This is a genomic window from Pseudomonas sp. 8Z, from assembly GCF_902506535.1.
Lineage (GTDB): Bacteria > Pseudomonadota > Gammaproteobacteria > Pseudomonadales > Pseudomonadaceae > Aquipseudomonas.
In genome coordinates this window covers 235,119-251,482 of the sequence record NZ_LR733826.1, presented here as the reverse complement: position 1 = coordinate 251,482, position 16,364 = coordinate 235,119, and the positions used below count along the sequence as shown (strand labels likewise).

13 protein-coding genes are annotated in these 16,364 nt (G+C 60.4%); 1 reads left to right on the top strand and 12 read right to left on the bottom strand.

Annotated elements, in window-relative coordinates:
• Positions 1-11: 11 nt before the first annotated feature.
• The 9 genes from AERO9A_RS10490 to AERO9A_RS10450 all read right to left on the bottom strand — a co-directional run bounded on the left by AERO9A_RS10490 (position 12) and on the right by AERO9A_RS10450 (position 11,799).
• A complete protein-coding gene (locus AERO9A_RS10490) occupies positions 12-1,100 on the bottom strand; it encodes a YCF48-related protein (protein ID WP_159971904.1) in 1,089 nt (362 codons plus the stop codon).
• A gap of 195 nt (positions 1,101-1,295) precedes the next feature.
• The gene (locus AERO9A_RS10485; protein WP_159971903.1) at positions 1,296-2,663 is read right to left on the bottom strand and encodes a DUF1329 domain-containing protein; all 1,368 of its coding nucleotides are present in this window, start codon (positions 2,661-2,663) and stop codon (positions 1,296-1,298) included.
• A gap of 66 nt (positions 2,664-2,729) precedes the next feature.
• Positions 2,730-4,685, bottom strand: a complete 1,956-nt coding sequence (locus AERO9A_RS10480) for a DUF1302 domain-containing protein (RefSeq protein WP_159971902.1) — start codon at positions 4,683-4,685, stop codon at positions 2,730-2,732.
• 491 nt (positions 4,686-5,176) lie between these two features.
• Positions 5,177-7,834 (bottom strand): aminopeptidase N, encoded by a 2,658-nt coding sequence (pepN, locus tag AERO9A_RS10475; protein WP_159971901.1) that lies wholly within the window; start codon positions 7,832-7,834, stop codon positions 5,177-5,179.
• Between the two features lie 56 nt (positions 7,835-7,890).
• Positions 7,891-8,727, bottom strand: coding sequence for a DUF2797 domain-containing protein (locus tag AERO9A_RS10470; RefSeq protein WP_159971900.1), 837 nt, complete (start codon positions 8,725-8,727; stop codon positions 7,891-7,893).
• Entirely contained in the window at positions 8,727-8,990 is a 264-nt protein-coding gene (locus tag AERO9A_RS10465) for a YeaC family protein (RefSeq protein ID WP_159971899.1), read from the bottom strand. Before AERO9A_RS10465 ends, AERO9A_RS10470 begins: the two co-directional genes overlap by 1 nt.
• A gap of 89 nt (positions 8,991-9,079) precedes the next feature.
• Positions 9,080-9,940, bottom strand: a complete 861-nt coding sequence (locus AERO9A_RS10460) for a rhomboid family intramembrane serine protease (protein WP_159971898.1) — start codon at positions 9,938-9,940, stop codon at positions 9,080-9,082.
• On the bottom strand, positions 9,937-10,911 hold the full coding sequence (locus AERO9A_RS10455; RefSeq protein WP_159971897.1) for a metallophosphoesterase: 975 nt from the start codon (positions 10,909-10,911) through the stop codon (positions 9,937-9,939). The genes AERO9A_RS10460 and AERO9A_RS10455 overlap by 4 nt, the downstream gene beginning before the upstream one ends.
• Positions 10,912-11,799, bottom strand: a complete 888-nt coding sequence (locus AERO9A_RS10450; protein ID WP_159971896.1) for an NAD(+) kinase — start codon at positions 11,797-11,799, stop codon at positions 10,912-10,914. It abuts the gene before it with no gap.
• A gap of 84 nt (positions 11,800-11,883) precedes the next feature.
• On the opposite strand from AERO9A_RS10450, the gene AERO9A_RS10445 reads away from it, so the two are divergent.
• Positions 11,884-12,810 (top strand): DUF1853 family protein, encoded by a 927-nt coding sequence (locus AERO9A_RS10445; RefSeq protein WP_256665912.1) that lies wholly within the window; start codon positions 11,884-11,886, stop codon positions 12,808-12,810.
• Positions 12,811-12,816: 6 nt separating this feature from the next.
• Here AERO9A_RS10445 and AERO9A_RS10440 read toward each other — a convergent pair whose 3' ends face one another.
• Genes AERO9A_RS10440 through AERO9A_RS10430 form a run of 3 tightly spaced genes read right to left on the bottom strand, consistent with a single transcriptional unit; the run spans position 12,817 to position 16,255 of the window.
• Positions 12,817-13,923, bottom strand: a complete 1,107-nt coding sequence (locus tag AERO9A_RS10440) for a cyclic nucleotide-binding domain-containing protein (protein WP_159971894.1) — start codon at positions 13,921-13,923, stop codon at positions 12,817-12,819.
• Complete coding sequence (locus AERO9A_RS10435; RefSeq protein WP_159971893.1) at positions 13,920-14,885, bottom strand: 1-aminocyclopropane-1-carboxylate deaminase/D-cysteine desulfhydrase; 966 nt, start codon at positions 14,883-14,885, stop codon at positions 13,920-13,922. Before AERO9A_RS10435 ends, AERO9A_RS10440 begins: the two co-directional genes overlap by 4 nt.
• 2 nt (positions 14,886-14,887) lie before the next feature.
• Positions 14,888-16,255 carry a chromosome partitioning protein ParA gene (locus AERO9A_RS10430; protein ID WP_159971892.1) on the bottom strand — a complete coding sequence of 456 codons (1,368 nt, stop codon included), beginning with the start codon at positions 16,253-16,255 and terminating at the stop codon, positions 14,888-14,890.
• Positions 16,256-16,364 lie beyond the last annotated feature (109 nt).

Sequence of the window (16,364 nt, the reverse complement as noted above, 5' to 3'; positions counted from 1 at the left end):
GCTACCCCTTATTATTGTGCGGCCAGATCAGCGCCTTGTGCGTTAGCCAGGCGTACACCGCCCTGCCCCACAAGCACCAACTGCCCCTTGTCACCAGCAGCCACGGCGGCCAGAGACTGACGATCCGGACGATTGAACAGGCTGAAGCTACGACCGTCATCGGTACTGCGCAGCACGCTGCCGCCATTACCGACAATCACCAACGAACCATCGGCCAGCCGCGCGCCACCGGAGAGCCCAAATTCCAGCGGCCCGCCACTGGCGGTTTGCAACGGAATCTGCTGCCAGCTATCGCCAAAATCCGTGGAGCGGAACAGGTGACCACGCAGGCCGTAGGCCAGCAAGGTAGACGGTTGGTCGGTACCCATGACACCAAACAGCGAACCCTCGTAAGGCGGCTCTTCGATACGCTCCCAGGTTTCGCCCCAGTCGGCGGAGCGGAACATCGAGCCCATCTCGCCGACGACGAACAAACCACTGTCTTTGACCGCCGCAATAGCATTGAGGTGATAAGCGTCCTCGTTATCCAGGCGGTCGCTGATGTCCTCCCAATTCTTGCCGCCATCGAGGGTTTCCAGCAGCGCGCCATAGGCGCCAACGGCGAAGCCGGTCTGCTGATCCTTGAACCAGACATCGAGCAGCGGTGCTTCGCGCTCCAGATCCTCGAACTGCTTGCTCCAGGTCTGGCCGCCATCGCTGGTCGCGAGAATCTGTGCATCGTGGCCTACGGCCCAGCCATGCTGATCATCGACGAAATACAGAGCGGTGAGCATCTGCCGAGTCGGCACCTTGGCCTGAACCCAGCTCTGCCCTTGATCATCGGAATAAAGAATATGGCCACGGTCGCCGACAGCGACGAGCCGCTTGCCGACATTAACCACGTCGAGCAGCAGGCCATGCTGGGCTCTGGGTGATTCAATGGCGAATACGGAGGTGGCGGAGGTTTCTGCGTGCAACGGCATGACCGCGAAGGTCAGAAACGACATCACACCGAGCAACGAGAGCGCCTTGGTCAACGGCGAATGAAAACGGAGCTTCAGCTTGCCCTCCTGAGTGGATGCACGGCTGCATGGGGTGCGCCGCATGACGGGCTCACTCATAGATTTCCCCCTTATTGTTATAGGCGGTGCTGCCAATTGGCAGACGGCCCATCCTAGCGAGCATTGAAAAGCTCTGACAATCGCTGCGACGTTATGTTTTGTTAAGCCAAACCCGCGTGATTGAGCGGTATAGACCCGACTGATGCAAAAAAGCCGCTACTACTGTAGCGGCCTTTTCGTGGAACTACATGACGATCAACGCGTACCGCGGCGACGCAGGGCTGCCGGTTTGAAGTAACCGTCGTCCGGTACCGCCTGGCTGAAGTCGATCGTGTTGTTCTCCTCGTTATCGAGGTTCTGCACATGATAACGACGCGCTTGCAGATCATGGAACACATCGAGCGCAGTCCAGGTGGTCGGCAGCTCGTAGTAGTTCTTCAGATAAGCGATGGACACGCGCCACAGCTCACCACGACCATCGTACTGATCAACCACAGCGGCTTGCCAGCTATCCTCATCGAGGAACAGGGTACGCTTGGAGTAAATGTGGCGGGAGCCGGATTTCAGCGTACCCTCGACGACCCAAACACGGTGCAACTCGTTACGGGTGTAAGCCGGGTTGATATGACCGGGTTTCAGCAGATCCTCGTACTTAACGTCAGGGCTGGTGACCTTGTAGTTGTTGTAGGGGATGTAGATTTCCTTCTTGCCCAGCAGCTTCCAGTCATAACGATCCGGGGCACCGTTGAACATATCGGTATCGTCGGCGGTACGCAGGCCGTCGGCAGCAGCGATCGGCGTGTCATAGGCCAGGTTCGGCGCACGGCGCACACGGCGCTGGCCCGCATTGTAGGCCCACGCCTGACGAGGCTCCTTGACCTGATCCAGCGTCTCGTGCACCAGCGTTGCGCCACCGGCCAGACGTGCCGGGCTGGTGGTGAACGACAGGTAATAGAACATGATGTTGTTCAGGCCGGCGAACGTGCCATTTTGCACGTAGTACTTGAACAACGCTTCCTGCTGTGACGTCACCAGTGTGTAGGCGCCATTGCGCTGTACCGCGACTTCCGAGGCGCGGCGCACCACATAAGTACCACGATAACGAGCGACGTGGTTCCACAGAGCCTCGACACCACTCTGCGGAATCGGGAACGGAGTACCACCGAAGGCATCGGTGAAACCGTTGCCGCCGTCGACCAGCTTGGCGCTGGTGGCATTCTTCAGCGTATTGTCATAGACCCACTGCGGCGCGGAGCCAGAGCGACGGGTCTGGTAGACCGGCATCTGATAGGTTTCCGGGTAGGCCTTGAACAGGGCAATCTGGCCTGGGGTCAGGTTGGCCTCATACTGGCTCAGGTTGGCCGCGGTGATGGTGAACAGCGGCTTGTCGTCCGGGAACGGATTGACATGGTGGTGACCAGGGCCTTCATAACCTGCAGGCGCCTGAGTGATACCACCGGTCCAGGCGGGAATGGTGCCAGCGGCATTGCCGGCCTTTTCGGCACCGAAGGGGGTCAGGGTAGTGCCGAGTTTTGCAGCTTCCTGAGAGGAAACGGCAGCCACTGCGCTACCGGCAGAAAATGCCAGGGCAACGGCCACAGCCATGAGCCTGCGCTTGATCATGGTATTTCTCCGTGAGGGATTGCAGCCAGGCGCACCTGGCGCCCGGCCCTTTTCTGTTTATGGGGTTTAGAAGGAGTACTTGACGTTGACGCCGATGTTGTCGCGGTCGCGCATCACGTTGTTACGACCGGCGCCATAGAACTCGGTGTACTGGATCTCGGCTTCCAGACTATTCAAGTAGCTGGCACGCAGACCCAAGGTGTAGGCCTTACGCCCCTCGATGAAGTTACCGGTCTGATGCGAGTTACCTTCGAAGTCGTGCTTGAACACGGCGAACGGCGACAGGTTGACCCCAGCGTAAACGTCATTCCAGGTACCTGACATCATCAGGGTGTAGCCGTAAGCGTCTTTATTGACCTGATCATCACGGTCATAACCATTGACATAGGCGTTATTGGCACGGCTCGCATAATAGCGGGTGCCATTGCGCGATTCGTATTTCAGGCTATCACCACGCAGGTGCTCAGATGCCAGTTCAGCGATCCCAAACAGCGAATCGAAGCCCAGCGACGGACCGAAGTTATAAATGGCTCCCAACGAGGTATTGAATGATTCAACACGCGTGTAGTTATGAAGCTGCCCGCCCAGCGCAACCTGCTGACCCCCGACGTTGACGGTGCTACCGGAAGCGATTGCTGGTGCCTGAAGCAGAAGATCCCCCAACAGATCGTTGGTGGTTGCGATACCGATAGGCAGATTAGGGCGGTAGGACAGCTCACCGAACACCGACGCGTTACCGACCGTAGTGTTGAAGCTCATACCATACATGCGGACATCTTCGGCATATTCGCGGCGCGCATTGACCTGGTTAGCAACATCGACAGTCGCCGCACCATTTACAAGCCCCAGAGCCTGGGCAGCTGCAGCATTACCAAGAGCGGCTCCCTGCAAGGTCTGATAATTCAAACCGCTGACCTGTGTAGAGATGGCATCCATGTTCAGACCAGCGTAATTACCCAGATCGGCATAGATAGACGGCTCTTTAGCGTGGTAATTCACGAAATAGAAGCCAAATTCGGTAGAGTTCAACTCTTCGGCGATGTAGCGAAATGCGACACCAAACTGACCATCGTTCTTGGCATTGAGATCAGAGCCAATGTTCGCCACTTTGAACACGCCATTGCTGTCCAGGTAGTTGGTTCCCTGCAAACCACCTACCCCGAACCCGCTCAGGGCGGCATAGTTGGTACGAAACGCCGTGGTTCCCAAAGCCTGATTGGTGCTGTAGGCAGTATTGCCGCCATCGGCAAACAAGTCAGTTTCGGAAAAATAGGTACCTGCCGGATCGATGGCCGATTCTTTCCAGTTGAACTGATAGAAAGTCTCCATCGACAAATTATCAGTCAGGCCGATGTTGAAGCTTAACGCCTCGACCGGCACCAATACCTCCTTCACTTCCGAGCCAGGCAAACGGAACTTGGCGGCGTCCACCGGATTGGTGGTGTTCACACCGCCACGGTAGAACAGGCCTTCGCCCCAGTTGAATACTTGGCGCCCTAGGCGACCGGAAACTGGCATCTCGGCGACATCCCAATTGCCATAAACATAAGCATCGAGAATTTGCGCGTCACGGCCTGCTTTATGGCGGGTTTCGTAGGTAAAACTGTTGTCACGTGGAAGATTTTGGCTGGGCTGATAGCTACCAGCACTCAGATAGTCATTGCGCTTATCCATGATCTGGGTGTCATAGAACGCCGTGCCACGCACGAACAAACCATAGTTCTGATAAGCCATCCCCAGGTCGGAGGTGACTTTGTACACCTCGGAGACTAGCCCCGTATCGAAGTTACGATTGCCGTCATTACTGTTGATGTCGTTGTTGTTTTTATCCTGGCCCTGGACACGCCACAACTGACCATAGGAAACCGTGGTATCGATCGAGCCAGTCACTTCGTTATCGGCGAAGCTAAATTCCACGGCCTGCGCTTGAGCAGCCACCAGCAGCGGCAGCACACCAGCGAAAGCGAAACCGGCCTTAGCAGGTGCAAAACGCAAAATGGGTTTACGGGTGGTGTTTTCCATCGAGACATTACTCCGCGGGTAGTTCTTTTTGTGGGCCCATGATCAGTGGGCGCTTTGGACCGCACTGCGGCGGTTTGATCGATCCGATTCGTTGTTATCTGTCCGGCAATCCGCTCGAAAGCGGCTGAACCCAAGCGCGGCTAACGCTGCAACCATGATGCCAAATCAAACGTTTGTATTAGCCAGCAGCCTCGTGCTAGAGCCCATTCGTACTGAGAGGGAATGTGACTGATCATTCACTGACCAACCAGCCAATTTTTACGGCCGAAAAGACAAATCCTGTCCGACGATCCGACAGCTTTATGCTCCCCTGTCTTGCTTTAGCGCGATTCGAATGAGCGACCAACGGTGCCACTTCAAGATCGCCCTATAACCTTAATCGAGCAGACAGCTTTTTGCGCGCCAGCCTATTCGATTAGGTAACAAAAAAGTGTTACCAGCCGAAGGCCAGTAACACTTTCTTGAAAACGCAGGATTTAGGGACTCAGGCGTCAGACCAAGCTCTTGCTCACCACTTCGTAGACGTCGCTGGACAACTCCCCAGAGGCGAGGATGCGCTCCAGTTCGGCCTTCATCAGCGCTTGGCGAGCCGGTGCGTACTTGCGCCAGCGGGTCAGCGGCGCCAGCAGACGCGAGGCGATCTGCGGGTTAAGGGCGTTGAGGGTAATCACCTGGTCAGCGAGGAAGCGGTAGCCGGAACCGTCAGCCTGATGGAAATTGATCAAGTTCTGGTTGGCGAAGGCGCCGATCAGCGCACGCACCTTGTTTGGGTTCTTCAGGGTGAAGGCTGGGTGCTCCATTAGCGCCTGCACACGCGTCAGGCCGCCCGGCAGAGTGCTGGACGCTTGCACGCTGAACCACTGATCCATAACCAACGCGTTGTCCTTGAAGAACTCGGCAAAGGACGTCAGCGCCTGACTGCGCTCGGCCTCGAACATTGATCCCACCAGCACCGCCAGCGCGGTCAGGCGCTCGGTCATGTTGTCGGCATTCTCAAACTGATCGACACACGCCGCCAACACTTCCGGCTGCTCGCTGAGCATCAGGTACGACAGGGCGATGTTCTGCAGACTGCGACGGGCGAAGTGCGCCGCCTCGGCCACATACGGCGTGGTTTTGGAGATTTCCCGGTTGGTCTGATAACGCGCCAGCAGCGGCGCATACAGGGCATCGGCCAGTTGCAGGCGGGCAAACTCGCGCGCCTCGTGGATGGCCTCGACATCGGCCACTTCGCTGATCTCGGTCAGATAGGCCTCACCCGGCAGCGAGAGCATCTCGGCGACCATCGCCTGATCCAGCGACTCGTCCAGCAGCAGGGTACGCAGCGCCTCGACCAAGCGCTGATCGAGCACCATCTGCTCGCCGCGCTGGTACTGGCCGACCAATTCCTGCAACACCTGCACGGACAACTGCTGGCCAGCCTCCCAGCGGTTGAAACCGTCGCTGTCGTGCTGCATGAGGAACATCAGCTGATCGCGGCTGTAGGGGAAGTGCAGCTTGACCGGCGCGCTGAAGCCGCGCAGCAGGGACGGCAGCGGTTGTTCGGCGATGCCTTCGAAGGTGAAGGTCTGCTCAGCTTCGGTGACCGACAGTACGCGGCTGGTACCTTGCGCATCGCTCTCGCCTTGCAGGCGCAGCGGCAGCTCATTGCCCTGAGCATCGAGCAGGCCGAGCGCCACCGGAATCACGAACGGCAGCTTTTCGCCCTGCCCCGGTGTGGCCGGGCAGCTCTGACGGAAGGTCAGGCTGTAGGTCTGCGCAGCGGCGTCATAGGCTTCGCTGACCGCCAGACGCGGCGTGCCGGCCTGGGTGTACCAACGCTTGAACTGGGTCAGGTCGATGCCACTGGCATCTTCCATGGCCTTGACGAAATCGTCGCAGGTCACAGCCTGGCCGTCGTGGCGCTCGAAGTACAGGTCCGAACCTTTGCGGAACTGCTCCGGGCCGAGCAGGGTGTGGATCATGCGCAGCACTTCGGCACCCTTCTCGTAGATGGTCAGGGTGTAGAAGTTGGAGATTTCCATGTACGCATCCGGGCGCACCGGGTGGGCCATGGGGCCAGCATCCTCGGCGAACTGGTGGGTGCGCAGATAGGCCACGTCCTCGATACGTTTGACGGTGCGCGAGTGGGTGTCGGCGGAGAACTCGCTGTCGCGGAACACGGTGAAGCCTTCCTTGAGCGACAACTGGAACCAGTCGCGGCAGGTCACGCGGTTGCCCGACCAGTTGTGGAAGTACTCGTGCGCCACCACCGCCTCGACGCGCTGATGGGCGGCGTCAGTGGCCGTCTCGGCCTTGGCCAGCACGCAACTGGAGTTGAAGATGTTGAGCCCCTTGTTCTCCATGGCGCCCATGTTGAAGTCGTTGACCGCGACGATCATGAAGATGTCGAGATCATATTCCCTGCCATAGACCTCCTCGTCCCACTTCATCGAACGCTTGAGGCTGTCCATGGCGTGCTGCAGCTTGTCGATGTTCTCCGGCTCGACGTAGATGCGCAGCGCCACCTCACGCTTGCTCATGGTGGTGAAGCTGTCCTCGACACACCACAGGTCACCGGCGACCAGGGCGAACAGATAGGCCGGCTTCTTGAACGGGTCTTCCCAGGTCGCCCAGTGCCGACCGCCCTCCTCGCTGCCGCTGGCAATCGGGTTGCCGTTAGACAAAAGCACCGGGTAGGCATGCTGCTCGGCGCTGACCGTGGTGGTGAACTTGCTCATCACGTCCGGGCGGTCGAGGTAGAAGGTGATCTTGCGAAAGCCCTCGGCCTCGCACTGGGTGCAGAACATGCCGCTGGACTTGTACAGGCCCTCCAGCGCGGTATTGCTCTCCGGGTGAATACGCACGCTGCTGTCGACGACGAAGCGCTCCTGGGTCGGCTGCAGGGTCAGGTGGCTGTCGCTCAGGCTGTAGTCGCCCTCGCCCAGCTCGCGGTCATCCAGCTTGAGGTGCAACAGTTCAAGCTGCTGGCCATCGAGCACCAGCTTCGGCAGACCCGCGCCGGCTTGCGGGTTGCGACGCATGACGAGCTGCGCATGCACCAGGCTGTGATCCTCGAACAGTTCGAAGGTCAGGTGGGTTTCGTCGATCAGGTAATCGGGAACCTGATAGTCCTTCAAGTAGATGGTCTTGGATTGTTCGGTACGCATGGCGGAGGCCTCTTCGAGGCAGCTTCAAGCGGCAGGCTTGAAGCTGCAAATGGTGGTCAGGCGGCGATCTCGTGGATGGCCAACTGGTAGGCGGTGTACTTGCGAATGTTGATCACGCCGGTGTCGAACATCAGGTACTGGCCCTTGATACCCAGCAGAGTACCTTCGGCCAGGGGCTGCTTGTCCAGATTGAAGCTGGTGATCTTGGCCGGGTAGCCCTCGATGGGGTAGCGAATGTCCAGCACCTCGGCGGCGGAAAGCGGCTGAATGGCCTGCAGACCGAAGCGCTGCTGCAGTTGCTCAATCCCCGCGCCGCAACTGTCGAACAACTGCTCGCGAATGGCCAATAGATCGACCGGTGCGGCGTCGCCCTTGAGCAGCGCGCGCCAGTTGGTCTTGTCCGCCACCTGGGTGCGCAGCAAGTCCTCGACGAAGCCGGATTGCTGCCGGGTAGCCACGCGCAGAATCGGCAGCGCCTGAGTCGCGCCCTGATCGATCCAGCGCGTCGGCACTTGGGTCGAGCGGGTGATGCCCACCTTCACGCCGCTGGAGTTGGCCAGGTAGACAATATGATCGGTCATGCAGAACTGCTCGCCCCAACTCGGCTCGCGGCAGGTGCCGGCGTCGTAGTGACACTTCTCCGGGCTCATGATGCAAATGTCGCACTGCGCCAGCTTCTGCATACAGGGGTAACAGTAGCCCTGGCTGAAGCTGGTCTTGGTCTTGCGCCCACAGTGCGTGCAATGAATCGCGCCGAGGTATTCCAGGCGCAGGCTCTTGCCCACCAGCGGATTGACCGGCACCTCTTCATCGCCCAAGCGGAAGGCGTACTGCACCGGCGCCTCCAGGCGCGCCGCCATCTTGCTCAGCGAGCCACGTCCTAGCTCGATCATCAGTGAACGGTATCCGAAGACGTGAACAGCAGGTTCGGCACCGGCTCGGACTTGGACTTGCACGCTTGCTCGCCCATGTAGCCAGTGCGCTCTTCCTCGGGCAGGTTCTGCATTTCCCAGGCGATCATCGCCTGCAGGCTCAGCTCCTTCTGCTCCTGGGTCAGCTTGCGCCCGTCGGGCCACTTGCCGATCTCCACCGCCAGCTTGAGGCTTTCGTAGATTTCCGGGGTAATGTTTTCAATCGCATCAAGAAAGGACGACATACAGGTCTCCAGATAAATCGTAGGGCGGGTAAAACCCGCCGAAACACTGAGCAGGCGGGTTGCACCCGCCCTACAGGTCTAAAGTCGGATCAAGCGCTACGTCGGGCCAGCATACCGCCAAGCAGCCCTGTCAGGCAGCCGGTGAGCAGGCCGCCAACATGCGCGGCGTTGGCAATGGCGCCAAATTGCAGCAACTCGAAGATGCCGGTCATGCAGATCGCCAACCAGGCCAGCATCATCACCAGCACGCCGGGCGGCAGGCGATAAGCCGGGTTCGGCGCCAGGCGCTGGTAGATCCAGCAGTGCCCGAGCAGACCGTAGAGCACGCCAGACAAACCACCGAACAGCGACGGACCGGCCCACCAGTATTGAGCGAAGTTCGACGACAAACCGAACAGCAAGGTCAGTCCCAGCAAACCGATCGCCCCCTGACGAAACTCGATGCGCCGTCCCAGTTCCCAGTACCACAGGCTGTTCATCGCCAGGTGCAGCCAACCGAAGTGAATCAACATCGGCGTGATCAGCCGCCACCATTGGCCACTGGCCAAGGTGGCGTCCAGGTAGTTGAGGTAGAGGCTTTCACCGTCGATGCGAAAGTCGACGAAACTGAGCCAGCGGATCGTGGAAAAGTTTTCACCCGCCAAGGTCACAGCGAAGACGATAAAAGTCGCGAGCAATACCAAGGCGGTCACCGGGCTGCGTCGCAGTTGGCTGACGAAGCCCTCCCGCGCAGGCGCCGCAACCTGAGGCAGTTCGCCTTCGGCATCCCCCTGTGGGTGACGTGCATAGAGTTCACGCACTTGTCCGGCCAACGCCTCGCCCGGCACCCAAAGCACCTGCTCACCGCCCTCTTCCGCCACGCGATGCGGGACGCGCAAACGCTGCAGCAACGCGACAAATCCGCTCAAATCGGTATCCAGCGGTGCCCGTAGGACAACAACAGCCGTCATCGCGGCGCCTCCTGTGAGTCGACATCGACCCAGACGAATTTTCCCGCATCCAAGCGCGTTTCCTGATCCAGGCGATAAGCCACCAGACGGCCACCGACCACTGCGCTGTAGTCCAGACAGGCCAGATTGGCGCGAATCGGCGCGGGTTTGCCACGCCGCCAGTAATGCCCAACGAACAGCAGCGGCTCGTGCGCGCCGTACTTGAGCAACTCGTCCTTTTGCAACTCGGTCAACGGCGTCTGTGCCGCCAGCTCCGGCAAGGCGTCGGGCTGGAAGACGATGTCGCCGTAGGTCTGCGGATCCTCTTCCCAGAACTTGGTGCGGAAATAGGAACGAGTAAAACCGTCGCCACTGGTCAAGGTCAGGCCATGCGGCAGGCGCATGTCGGTACCACGCAACAGACGGTCCAGCGCCATGCTGGCAAAGCTGCCGGGCACAGCCGAAGCCTGTATGAAGTGTTCGTCGATGCAGCCATCGGGGAATTGCGCCTTGAGCGGCGCAATCAGCTCGGCATCCCAACAGGCATGCACGACACGGAAGCGCCCGGCGTCGATAAACAGCGGCATCTCATAGAACCAGCGCAGGAATTCACGCCATTCCTGCGGATGATCCTCGAACTGCGCCAATGTCTCGCGCATCAGGCGCTGGTGGCGCGCACTGTGCTCACGCACATACTGACGACCGCTGCCTGGCAGAGCTGGCGTACTCCAACCCAGTGCGTTGAACTCGTGATTGCCCATGATGCACAGCGCCTGACCGGCGCTCACCATGGCATGCACCAAATGCAGGGTTTGGCGGATGCCGGGGCCGCGATCGACCAGGTCACCGAGGAATATCGCCATACGTGACGGGTGGCGCCACACACCAGCATGCTGGCTGTAGCCCAGACGCTCTAGCAAGCGTTCGAGGGTGCGCGCACAGCCGTGAATGTCACCGATCAGATCATAGCCACGATGGGGGTCGATGGGCATTCAGTCCTGCCCTCCCAGGCGACTGCCCCAACCCAGCTTGGTTCGGCAGACCTCGTAGTAGTTGTGATCCATCGGATGGATCAAGCGCAGCTTCTGCGCCTTCTTGGCCACATGCAGGGTGTCGCCCGGTGCACAGGTAAAGTGGTTCTGGCCATCGCAGGACACCTGCGGGTAGATGGTCATATCCGCCGATACCACCACCTTCAACTCGCTGTTACCGTCAACCACGATGGGCCTACTGGACAGGGTGTGCGGGTACATCGGCACCACCACGATGGCATCGAGTTTGGGATGCATGATCGGCCCGCCGGCAGACAGCGCATAGGCGGTCGAGCCAGTTGGCGTGGCCACGATCAGACCGTCGGCTTTCTGGCTGCAAACGAACTGGCCATCGATGTACAGCTCGAACTCGATCATCCGCGTCGATTTGCCGGGGTGCAGGACGACATCATTAAGCGCGTCGCCCTGGCCAATGGCCTCACCCTGGCGACGCACTTCGGCTTCGAGCAAAAAACGGTTCTCGGTCAGGTACTGCCCTTCGAGCACCTGAGCCACCTTCAGCTCAAGCTCGTCGGGGCGGATATCGGTGAGAAACCCCAGGCTGCCACGGTTGATCCCCAACACCGGCACCTTGTGCCGGGCCAGTGCGCGGGCGGCGCCGAGCATGCTGCCGTCGCCGCCGACAACGATCACCAGATCACACACCTCGCCCAACATCTTGCGCGAGGAGGTCTGCAACCCGTGGCCGGGCAGCAGATCGGCGATGGTCTCCTCAAGGATCACATGCAAATGGCGGTCGATGAGAAAGCGCTTGAGTCGCCGCACGGTTTCCAAAACCCGCGTGCTACCCAGGCGCCCGATGATGCCGACATTGCGAAACTGCTCCATGGGACTCCTGCCAGACAATAAGAAACGAAGGGGGATTATCAGCCAAAGCTCTGAGCCGCAGCAAACCGCGCTATGCTCGCGGGCATGATACTCAACACCCCGTTACAGAATGCACGCACGCCCGCAGTGCGTGACCTCATCTGGACGCTGCTGTCACCGCCCCTGCTGGCTGCGACGGCAAAAGCCCAACGCCACCCTCTGCAGGCCAGTATCTGGCAGCGCGAGCCCGAACGCTTGCATGCCTGGTTGCTACAACAGGAGCAGTCGCCCGCCGCCCTGCTGAGCTGGCTGACGCACAAGCCGCTGCACCGTCTGGGCCTGTACTACGAACGTCTGTGGCAATTCGCCCTGCACGCCGCGCCTGACCTGGAAGTAGTAGCCGCCAACCTGCCGCTGCGCCAGAACGGCAAAACCCTCGGCGAAATGGATCTGCTGCTGCGCGACGCGGAAGGCGAACATCACCTGGAGCTGGCGGTAAAGTTCTACCTTGGCCCGCGCACAGCCGATGGTGCCGATACCACACATTGGCTCGGCCCCAACGGCCATGACCGGCTCGATCTGAAACTCGCGCACCTGACACGACAGCAACTGCCGCTGTCGTCGCGACGCGAAGCGCGTAGCACCCTGCGGCTACTGCATATGGAGCAGCCAGCGGCAGCATTCTGGATGAGCGGTTATCTGTTTCAGCCCTGGCCACAGGGCTGCACGCCACCGCGCGGCGCGTCTGACGCCCATCTACGCGGCCACTGGCTGTACCGCCGTGACTGGGCCGACTTCGCCGCGCAACATCCTGGCGCCTGCTGGCAGCCTTTGCCCAGACTAGCCTGGCTGGCCCGCGCGCGAGTCGAGGCCAGCGAGCGCTGGCCAGAAGAAAATGTTCAGCAATGGCTGCACGCCCAACCCGAACACGCCAAGACGCAATTGCTGGTGCGCCTGGAAGAGGATCAAACCGGTGATTGGCTGGAGGTGCAACGGCTATTTGTGCTAAACGATCAGTGGCCAGAGGTCTGACCCAGCTTAGCGACTGCGTTCTGTTCGCCCACCTGAACGCGCCAGATAGCCAGCCCCGCTTTCGCACAACAAGGCATCGCGCTGCACTGCCGGTAAGGCATCGAGGCCATCACGTAGGGCATAGGCGCTGTAACCGAGTTGCGTCAGCAGAAAGACCGCACTGGCGCTGCGCTTGCCGCTGTCGCAATAACACAGGTACGTGCGTGAGCGATCCAGCAAGCGCGCCTTCAACCGCAGCAACTGTAGCGGCATATGCAGCGACTCCAGCGCATGCGCCTGCTCGTACTCTTCCTGCAGGCGCACATCCAGCCACTGCCCACCCTGGCTGAGCAGCCGCGAGGCCTCGCCCAGCGACACCTCGGCCACCACCGGCGCCTTGAGCAGGGCGAAGAAGTCCTGGCGATCCAGACGCAGCACGCTGCCCTCTTCGATCATGGTCACCGTCGCATTACGCGGGCGATCCGACAGCAGCGCTTCCTCACCGAAGCAGGCGCCCACCTCCAGCTCGGCCAGCACCTGGCTTTCGCCACCGGCACCACGCATCACCTCGGCGCGGCCACTGCGCAGAAAAAAACAGCAATCGCCCGTCTCGCCCTCAGCCAGCACCTGGCTGCCAGCGGCCAGCTCCACAGTTTGCAGGCGAGCCAGCATGGCCTGGATATTGGCCGGTGGCACCTTGGCGAACAATGGGTTTTCCAGCAGGCGCTCGAGCCATTCGACCTCCTCACCACCTTGCTCCAGCGCCAGCAGCAGATCCTGATAGCTCAAACGCCAGGTCAGCAGACGGTTGAGCACGGCGCTGTCGATGGCCAGCACGCTGGCATCGGTAATCGCCATGGCTTCATGCAAACGCGGCAGACTCGGCGAAACAGGGTGGCAACTGGCGGCACTGCCGGCGACCAGATGCTGTGCTAAACCGTCGCCTTGCAAGGACAGCTCGCCAGCCAACAGGTAGTAGGTCAGGCGCGCCTGATCGCCCCGACGAAACAGCAACTGCCCAGCCAGCAGGGGCTGTGGAACGAGTTGGCTGCGCAACTCGCGCCACTGTAATTCAGAAAGGGCATTGAGCGGCGTAAAGCTGCGCAGTTGTTCGGGGGTCAACGGGTCAGTCATGTGATGGCATCCAAGCTCTGCATCTCAGTGTAGTCAGCACGCGAGCCAAGCGCTGCCCGCCGTCCTTGCAAGCCGCCGGTATGAACGAAGACCAGGCGACTGCCGCGAGCAAAGTAACCGCCCAGCACCTGCTGCCGCAATGCCATCAGAGCCTTGCCGGTATACAGCGGCTCCAAAGGCACGCCACAGGCGTGTTCGGTTACGCTGATAAAGTTCACTAGTTGCGTATCGACGCGCGCGAAGCCACCGCGCGCAGCCTCAAACAAGTGATAAGCCTGCGCCTGATGCCCTGCTGCCCGCAGCAATGCACGCACCTGTTCGGGCACACCATAGCGCGCAGGGACAGCCAAGGCGCCGTGCACCAGGCGCCGCCCTCGCTCGGCCAATACCAGCCCAGCCAATGTCGTGCCGGTGCCAGCGGCCAGCCACCAACCGTGGAAGTCCGTCCATCCCAACCGAGGCAGTTGCTGCTCGACCATCGCCACTAATGGCTGGCAACCCTCGGCGCCAGCCAGGGCCAGACCGCCTTCATTGACGGGATGATAGTGCGGGTAACGCACCAACCAGGGCGCCCAGAAATCAGCAGCGTGACGCGTGCGGTACTCACCGTGACTCAGCCAATGCACCTGCATGCCAAACGCCTGCAGGTCACGCACGGTTGGCGTGTCTTGGGGCGAACCTCGCAGTAGGCCAATGCTGGCAAAACCAAAACGCCGACCGGCAGCCGCCAGAGCATGCAGGTGGTTGGAATGAGCACCGCCCAGGCTGATCACGCCCTGAGCACCGGCTGCACACGCCTGCTGTAAATGAGGGGCAAGCTTGAACCACTTGTTGCCGCTGATCAGCGGATCGATCAGATCCAGACGCAAGCAGGCCAACTCGACCCCTGCCGCCTCCAGCCAGTCGAGGTGAATACGCTGCACCGGCGCACGGGGTTGCCAGTCAGGAAGTACAATCGCCAAGGTCAACCAACAGTGCGCAGACGACTATTGGTCTTGTGCCGGGCGCAGCAGTTGGACTCCCCGAGTACGAAGCGACTGGGCGTGTCAACGCGATCAATGGGGATCGCACAGCGCTCGCCACTCGCGAGCTGCGCGTTACAGGTCGGCTGCTGGTAGTGATCAAGCCAGCGACGGTATTGGTCTTCGGAAACGAAACATTTGGCAGCGGCATAGGCCATGGGGTTGTCCTGATAGCGGGCGACATCCTGCAGGGCAATGGTCAGATGCCCAGCGCCGGGATGATAAACCACGAAGACCACACCCAAGCGCGCCAAACGCTCCAGCACTTGATCACCGCCCTGACTGGCGAAACTGTCACGCTCTCGCTGCAAGCGCTCGATTTCCGCCTGCTGCTGCGCCTCCAGCTCACTGCAGTAAGCCAGTTCGACGTCACGCACCGCCACCTGCTCCTTGTACTCCGCCACCGCAGCGGCCACCTTGGCCTGCAGCTCGGCCTCGAACTGCGCGCGCAGAATATCGCTCTCGGTACGGCCATGCCGCTGCACGGCCTGCAATTGCTGGGTCAGCTCCTCACGGCTGTGCTGATAGCTGTCAGCCTGGGCAACCAGTTGTGCCTTGAGACTGGCGTTGAGTTCTTCCTGCTGACGTAGCGTCTGCTGCATACCCTGCAACTGCGCACGAAACCGCGTGGTCTGCTCTTCAGCGGCCAATTTGAGCTTGGCCAGTTCCTCTTCGTGCTGCTGAGTCAAACTGGCGATGCGCAAACGCTGCTGCTGGATCAGTTGCGCGGTCTTGGCGCGGTGTTCCTGATCCATCTTCTGCGCCATCTGATCGGCCACCTCCTTGGCCGGATCCGGCGCGTACCACTTATCCTCGGAGGCCACCTGCAGACGCTCAGCGACCACCGCAGGCGCAGCCTCTTCCTCGACAAGCAAGCCGAGCTGGTTGCGCTTGACCGCATCACGCAGCAGCACCAGATCGTTGTGCCCTGGCGCCAAGCTCGGATCCCACAGGTGCATCTGATGCCAAGACACCGGGCACTGGCTGCGGCAGGCCAGACGAATCGGCCCGGCGCCCATGTCCGGCCCACGCCCGGCACGGTCAGCCAGATGCTGTAGCGGCATGTTCCAGCCACGATCCGGGCGGCCATCCTCATCGAAGTCGAGGAAGAAGAACACGGCAGCCTTAACCAGCAAACGCGGATTGATCACCACGTAGACCACGCGCATCTGCTCGTCGGCGAACTCGGGCATATTCACTACACCATCGAGCAAGGCCTCGAACTCGGGATACAGCATCTGCTTGCAGATTCCGCGATCGCTGAAGAACATCACGGCGTCCACCATCTGCGGCTTGTTCTGCATGCTCATCGATGACCCTCTGAACCAACGGGGGAATATGCGCGCACGGCGCCGTGCACCAGAGCAAAAAATGCTTTGGCGCAGACGTCGTCCGTGATTGGTCAGGCAAGTCTAGGGG

Excerpts from the sequence above, each read along its gene's own strand:
- AERO9A_RS10490 (WP_159971904.1), bottom strand. The coding sequence starts at position 1,100 with ATGAGTGAGCCCGTCATGCGGCGCACCCCATGCAGCCGTGCATCCACT.
- AERO9A_RS10485 (WP_159971903.1), bottom strand. The coding sequence starts at position 2,663 with ATGATCAAGCGCAGGCTCATGGCTGTGGCCGTTGCCCTGGCATTTTCT.
- AERO9A_RS10480 (WP_159971902.1), bottom strand. The coding sequence starts at position 4,685 with ATGGAAAACACCACCCGTAAACCCATTTTGCGTTTTGCACCTGCTAAG.
- pepN (WP_159971901.1), bottom strand. The coding sequence starts at position 7,834 with ATGCGTACCGAACAATCCAAGACCATCTACTTGAAGGACTATCAGGTT.
- AERO9A_RS10470 (WP_159971900.1), bottom strand. The coding sequence starts at position 8,727 with ATGATCGAGCTAGGACGTGGCTCGCTGAGCAAGATGGCGGCGCGCCTG.
- AERO9A_RS10465 (WP_159971899.1), bottom strand. The coding sequence starts at position 8,990 with ATGTCGTCCTTTCTTGATGCGATTGAAAACATTACCCCGGAAATCTAC.
- AERO9A_RS10460 (WP_159971898.1), bottom strand. The coding sequence starts at position 9,940 with ATGACGGCTGTTGTTGTCCTACGGGCACCGCTGGATACCGATTTGAGC.
- AERO9A_RS10455 (WP_159971897.1), bottom strand. The coding sequence starts at position 10,911 with ATGCCCATCGACCCCCATCGTGGCTATGATCTGATCGGTGACATTCAC.
- AERO9A_RS10450 (WP_159971896.1), bottom strand. The coding sequence starts at position 11,799 with ATGGAGCAGTTTCGCAATGTCGGCATCATCGGGCGCCTGGGTAGCACG.
- AERO9A_RS10445 (WP_256665912.1), top strand. The coding sequence starts at position 11,884 with ATGATACTCAACACCCCGTTACAGAATGCACGCACGCCCGCAGTGCGT.
- AERO9A_RS10440 (WP_159971894.1), bottom strand. The coding sequence starts at position 13,923 with ATGACTGACCCGTTGACCCCCGAACAACTGCGCAGCTTTACGCCGCTC.
- AERO9A_RS10430 (WP_159971892.1), bottom strand. The coding sequence starts at position 16,255 with ATGAGCATGCAGAACAAGCCGCAGATGGTGGACGCCGTGATGTTCTTC.